Genomic DNA, 5817 nt, shown 5'->3' with positions numbered 1-5817 from the left:
GGTTTTAGATGGCGAAATACTGGCTGTACAAGATAAACAGGTTTTATCATTCAGTACGCTGCAACAACGTTTAAACCGCAAAACGATTAGTAAAAAACAATTGGAAGATGCACCCATTGGCTTTTTTGTTTATGATATTTTAGAATATGAAGCCAAGGATTTTAGAGAAGAACCTTTAAGTATAAGACGAAAAACACTCGAGAGGTTGATTGGTGGTTTAGCTGAAAGTCCGGTGATGATCTCTCCGGTAATCAATTGCCATTCGTGGGAAGAATTAGCCAAATTAAGACAAACATCCCGATCGATTAACAGCGAGGGAATTATGTTGAAGAAGTTGACCTCTCATTATCATAGTGGACGAAAAAGGGGCGATTGGTGGAAATGGAAAATCAATCCCTACACGGTTGATGCGGTAATGATTTATGCGCAAAAAGGAAGTGGCAGAAGGGCTAATTTCTTTACCGATTATACCTTTGCTGTTCGTGATGGCGAAAATTTAGTCACGATTGCAAAAGCCTATTCGGGTTTAACAGATAAAGAAATTAAAGAAGTGAATGCCTTTGTAACCCGTAATGCAATTGAGAAATTTGGCCCGGTACGTACCGTAAAACCTGAACTGGTTTTCGAAATTGCATTTGAGGGAATTGCTGAAAGTAAACGGCATAAAGCAGGTTTAGCGTTGCGTTTTCCACGTATATTGCGGTGGCGAAAAGATAAAAAGGCTGATGAAATTAATACTTTGGAAGATTTGAGACAGTTGTTAGCTTCAACTTTGTAGAAATTAAAACAATGATGCACGCACAAAACAATAGAAAGATTTTGAACCATAATTATTAGGAAAGCAGGTTCAGTGCATATCGGAACTGAAAGGTTACCGCACGATTTTAAACCCGACAGCAGCGATACCCTTTTTTGTTATGGATAAATTAACATTTAACGGTAATTACAAAAAAGGTAAAGCGAATGGCGGGACTGCTCTAACCGAAGCATTACTGTTATTCCTTTTCAAGAAATAATTAGAAAACCCATCAAAAGCAGCGATATTTAAGCATGGACCAAACCAAAACCAAAGGTTATAAAAAGATAAAAGCCTGGCTAAAGACCAATAAACGCAAGCCTTTTCAGTTTCAGGAAGATGCCTGGCAGTATTATTTGGATGGTTACAGCGGTTTGGTAAATGCGCCTACAGGTTTCGGAAAAACATTTTCTTTATTTTTAGCAGTAGTGATTGAGGCCTTAAATGCAACTGAAGCCAACAATAAAAAAGCGAAAGACCGTTTACAGTTAATCTGGATTACCCCACTCCGCTCCCTGGCGAAAGATATTGCAAGGGCCATGCGCGAAACCTTATTGGAGCTGGAATTGGATTGGCATGTGGGAGTGCGTAATGGCGATACTTCTCAGGCAGAGAAATTACAGCAGAAAAAATCGATGCCCGAAATTTTGTTGATTACGCCAGAAAGCCTGCACTTGTTACTGGCGCAAAAAGGCGCTTCAACTTTGTTCAAAAATCTTAAATGTATTGTTGCTGATGAATGGCATGAGCTTTTAGGAAGTAAACGAGGCGTATTGGTGGAGTTGGCCGTATCGCGGATTAAGGGTTTACAAAAGTTAGATAAAAACCAGTTTTTAAGAATTTGGGGGATTTCTGCCACTATTGGTAATATTGAAGAGGCGTTAGATGTACTCGAGCCCAATATGGAGGTCAAACGGATTATTGTTAAAGCCGATTTAGAAAAGAAAATCCTGATCAAATCAATTTTACCCGATGATATCGAAACATTGCCTTGGGCTGGGCACTTGGGTTTAAAGCTAGCCTACAAGCTTTTACCGATTATTGAGAAAAGTAAAACCACTTTAATTTTTATCAATACCCGCGGACAATCGGAAATGTGGTATCAGCATTTGTTGAATATCGAACCCGAACTGGCCGGGAGGATTGCCATACACCATGGATCGATAGATTTTGAACTTCGTAACTGGATTGAAGACGCCTTACATACCGGACAGCTTAAAGCTGTTATTGCTACTTCATCGTTAGATTTGGGTGTAGATTTTAAACCTGTTGATACGGTTGTTCAAGTGGGCTCGCCAAAGGGTGTTGCCCGGTTTTTGCAAAGGGCAGGCCGCTCGGGCCACTCCCCTCACGAAACCTCTAAAATATATTTTTTACCTACCAATGCATTAGAACTGGTAGAAGCTGCAGCGATTAAAGAAGCAGCCAAAACAAATAATATAGAGAGCCGTGAGCCCTTTATTATGGTATTTGACACCTTGGTTCAGTATTTGGTTACACTGGCCATAGGCGATGGATTTGATGATAAAATCATTTATGAGGAAATTAAGAACACCCATGCTTTTAAGCTTATCCTTCCTGAAGAATGGACCTGGGTAATGCAATTTATCACCTCAGGAGGAGACAGTTTAAGTGCCTACACCGAATTTAAGAAAGTGGTTAAGGACGAAGATGGGCTTTGGAAAGTAAAGAGCAGACAATTGGCGATGCGACACCGCTTGCATATTGGAACAATTGTAAGTGATGCAATGTTAAAAGTTAAATTCATCTCTGGTGGTTACATCGGCATGGTTGAAGAATATTTTGTTACCCGTTTAAAAGCTGGCGATAATTTCCGTTTGGCTGGCAGGGTTTTAGAATTTATTCAGGTAAAAGATATGACTGTTGTGGTGAGGGTAAGTAAACAGAAAAATGCGATCTCTCCAAGCTGGAATGGTGGCCGCTTGCCCATTTCTTCCAATTTAGGGTCGGTTTTACGGAAAAAATACAATGAAGCATTGGATAAAACACATCAGGATGAAGAATTAGATGCGGTGTATCCGCTGTTTCTATTGCAGGAAAAACGTTCTCACGTACCTAAAAATGATGAGTTACTTATCGAACTTATTAATAATAAAGAAGGTTTTCATCTCTTTGCCTATCCATTTGAAGGGCGTTTGGTACATGAGGTTTTGGYGGCCCTGGTTGCCTATCGTTTAAGTAAATTGTTGCCGATCAGCTTTTCTATTGCCATGAACGATTATGGTTTTGAACTTTTGAGTGAAACAGAAATTCCCATGGACGAATCGATTGCCTACGAGGTTTTTTCGCCTGTAAATTTGACCGAAGATATTACGTTGAGTATCAATTCAACTGAAATGGCAAGACGGAAATTTAGGGATATTGCCTGCATTTCCGGACTCGTTTTTCAGGGATACCCTGGTAAATATGTAGCCAATAAGCACCTCCAGTCATCTGCTGGTTTATTTTTTAATGTTTTTAGCGATTATGACAAACATAATTTACTTTTGCGACAGGCATACGATGAAGTTTTTTACCAACAACTGGAAGAGCCAAGATTGGCGGCAGCGTTGGATCGAATTCAGCATGGAGCAATTGTAATCACCAATCCTAAAAGTTTTACACCGCTGTCCTTCCCGATCAAGGTAGATAGTCTGCGTGAAAATATGAGCTCAGAAGAATTGGAGCAACGGATTATACGGATGAAAGCGGAATCAGAGAAAATTAAATAAATGCATCTTCTGGGATCTGTCGGAATTTAAAAGATCCTTCGACAGGCTCAGGATGACGATAAAGCGAAATAAATGAACATTACAAGCCAGGGTGAAGAATTGATTTTAGATAAAGAAAGGGCTTTGTTTTTACCTAAACATCAGCTTTTAGCCATAAGCGATCTGCATTTGGGTAAATCTGCTCACTTCCGTCAAGCCGGTTTGCAAGTACCTTCTACCATTGCCCAAACAGATCTTCAACGCTTAAGTTTGTTGATTAAACAATACAATCCTAAAACATTGCTAATTAATGGAGATATGTTCCACCATGGTTTAAATACCGATATTGATGAATTTTCTACATGGAGAAAACAATACCAGGAGCTTAATTTTCTATTGGTAAAGGGGAACCATGATAGGCTTTCGGACGCCAATTATGCTGCAATGAATATCGAAATACATGAACCTAGTTTTTGCCTGGGGCCATTTTGCTTTATTCATGATGCTCCAAATGGTATGGAAGAAGAATTATATCCCATCAGCGGCCATATCCATCCAGGTGTAACCATTGTGGGCAAAGCCAAGCAAAGATTAAAATTCCCATGCTTCTATTTTGGTAAAGACTACGCCGTTTTGCCTGCATTTAGTTTATTTACCGGACTTTATACGGTTTATCCGAAAGTAAACGAACGCATTTTTGCAGTAACGCCTAAAAGTGTGGTAGAAGTTTAGGCGTGAGCATCAATTACCTGTTTCAACTGCGACGCCTGTAAAACACCACTTTGTCTCCACACCTGTTTTCCGTTTTTAAAGAGAATTAAAGTAGGTACGCCTTGAATATTAAAAGAAGTAGCAGCTGGTTGATTTTTATCGATATCTACTTTAATGATAGAAACAGCATCGCCAACCTGAGATTTTAACTGCTCTAAAATTGGCTTCATCATTTTACAAGGACCGCACCACTCGGCAAAAAAATCAACAAGAACAGGTTTATCACCGTTAATTAAATCTGAAAACTTAGCCATGATATTTGTGTTTATTTAGAAACAAAGATAAACTGGATTGGTTTTTAACGAAAAATCGTCATTTCAAACGAAGTGCAACATAGTTGAGAACCACGAAGTGCTCAGCGAAGCTAAATCTATAATAGATCTCTCCGCTCCGCTATGCTTCAGTCGAGATGACGAATTTGATTGATTAATTATTCAATTAAGCACTTATCGGCAGTTCTGCAGCTAAGGCAGCAACCCAACTTTCAAATAAAGCTTTTTCGATTTTGATTACCTCAGCTGCATGATTTTCCCAATCATCGGAAAAACTAACCAGTTGATTCATCATTTCTTCTAAGTGGCCCTCTTCTTCTAATATAATCGATTTAACATTTACCTTGCTTTTTGCTTCATCTAAAACCGTTTGATAAATTGGATACAATTCATCGGCACGCACTTCAATTGCATAGGTAACAAATAAATAGGCAGCGAATTTTAAATCGTAACCGGAAAGGCTGAATACAGCTTTTAAATAACGACAAACCRCAATATCTAAAGCATGCAAATAGTATTTTGTATGGTTTGGAGATAACAACTCGGCATTGGAGTAAGTTTTACAAAGTGCTTCGTCAATCTTCGAAATCTGCTTTTTTAAATAATAAGCATGACGATGCTCTTCTGCAGCGTGTTTAAGAATAATCAGGTTTACATTTTCTTTATGCTCTGAAGCTGAAATCTTCTTTGCACCTGCATTTTCCATATAAGATAACGTATTTAACCATTTGGCATGCAGTACATTATCCGAAACTATCGATTTTAAATTTGAAGCTAACATTATTGATTGTTAAACTGGTAAATTGTTTAATTGTTGACATTACATCAACTGAAAAAGTTAATTGTAAACTGACTAAATTTCTCTGTTCAGGTCCCAGCCTTCTAAATAATCTGCTACTCTACGCACAAACATTCCCCCTAAAGAACCGTCTACAACCCTGTGGTCGTATGATAAAGATAAGAACATCATATGTCTAATTGCAATCACATCGCCATGTTCAGTTTCTAAAACAGCTGGTTTCTTTTTAATGGCGCCAACAGCTAAAATAGCTACCTGAGGCTGGTTAATAATTGGTGTACCCATTACATTGCCGAAACTACCTACATTGGTTAATGTAAAGGTTCCGCCTTGTGTTTCATCAGGCTTTAATTTAGAGTTTCTTGCTCTTGCAGCCAAATCATTAACTGCTTTTGTTAAGCCAACTAAATTTAATTGATCGGCATTTCTAATTACAGGAACGATTAGGTTACCACTTGGTAAAGCGGC

Annotated in this window: 6 protein-coding genes; 3 read left to right on the top strand and 3 right to left on the bottom strand. The window is 38.6% G+C overall.

What is annotated here, in order from left to right:
- The 3 genes from AC1DPQ_RS15625 to pdeM all read left to right on the top strand — a co-directional run.
- Positions 1-778, top strand: a 778-nt coding sequence (locus tag AC1DPQ_RS15625) for an ATP-dependent DNA ligase (RefSeq protein ID WP_477610134.1), incomplete at its 5' end; no start/stop codon positions are given.
- Between the two features lie 272 nt (positions 779-1050).
- On the top strand, positions 1051-3528 hold the full coding sequence (locus AC1DPQ_RS15620; protein WP_477610132.1) for a ligase-associated DNA damage response DEXH box helicase: 2478 nt from the start codon (positions 1051-1053) through the stop codon (positions 3526-3528).
- A 72-nt stretch (positions 3529-3600) separates the two neighbouring features.
- The gene (gene pdeM / locus AC1DPQ_RS15615) at positions 3601-4239 is read left to right on the top strand and encodes a ligase-associated DNA damage response endonuclease PdeM (RefSeq protein ID WP_477610130.1); all 639 of its coding nucleotides are present in this window, start codon (positions 3601-3603) and stop codon (positions 4237-4239) included.
- On the opposite strand, the gene trxA is transcribed toward pdeM, so the two are convergent.
- The 3 genes from trxA to AC1DPQ_RS15600 all read right to left on the bottom strand — a co-directional run.
- Positions 4236-4532 carry a thioredoxin gene (trxA, locus tag AC1DPQ_RS15610; protein ID WP_230141269.1) on the bottom strand — a complete coding sequence of 99 codons (297 nt, stop codon included), beginning with the start codon at positions 4530-4532 and terminating at the stop codon, positions 4236-4238. The genes pdeM and trxA overlap by 4 nt on opposite strands.
- A gap of 184 nt (positions 4533-4716) precedes the next feature.
- A complete protein-coding gene (locus AC1DPQ_RS15605) occupies positions 4717-5331 on the bottom strand; it encodes a hypothetical protein (RefSeq protein WP_477610128.1) in 615 nt (204 codons plus the stop codon).
- A gap of 72 nt (positions 5332-5403) precedes the next feature.
- Positions 5404-5817, bottom strand: a 414-nt coding sequence (locus tag AC1DPQ_RS15600) for a 2-oxo acid dehydrogenase subunit E2 (RefSeq protein ID WP_477610126.1), incomplete at its 5' end; no start/stop codon positions are given.

The sequence above is a fragment of the Pedobacter sp. 01T416_2 genome (assembly GCF_056398925.1).
This window is presented reverse-complemented; position numbering and strand designations above follow the sequence as displayed.

What these genes read in the sequence shown, in the direction of transcription:
- pdeM (WP_477610130.1), top strand. Translation starts at nt 3,601, where the DNA reads ATGAACATTACAAGCCAGGGTGAAGAATTGATTTTAGATAAAGAAAGG.
- trxA (WP_230141269.1), bottom strand. Translation starts at nt 4,532, where the DNA reads ATGGCTAAGTTTTCAGATTTAATTAACGGTGATAAACCTGTTCTTGTT.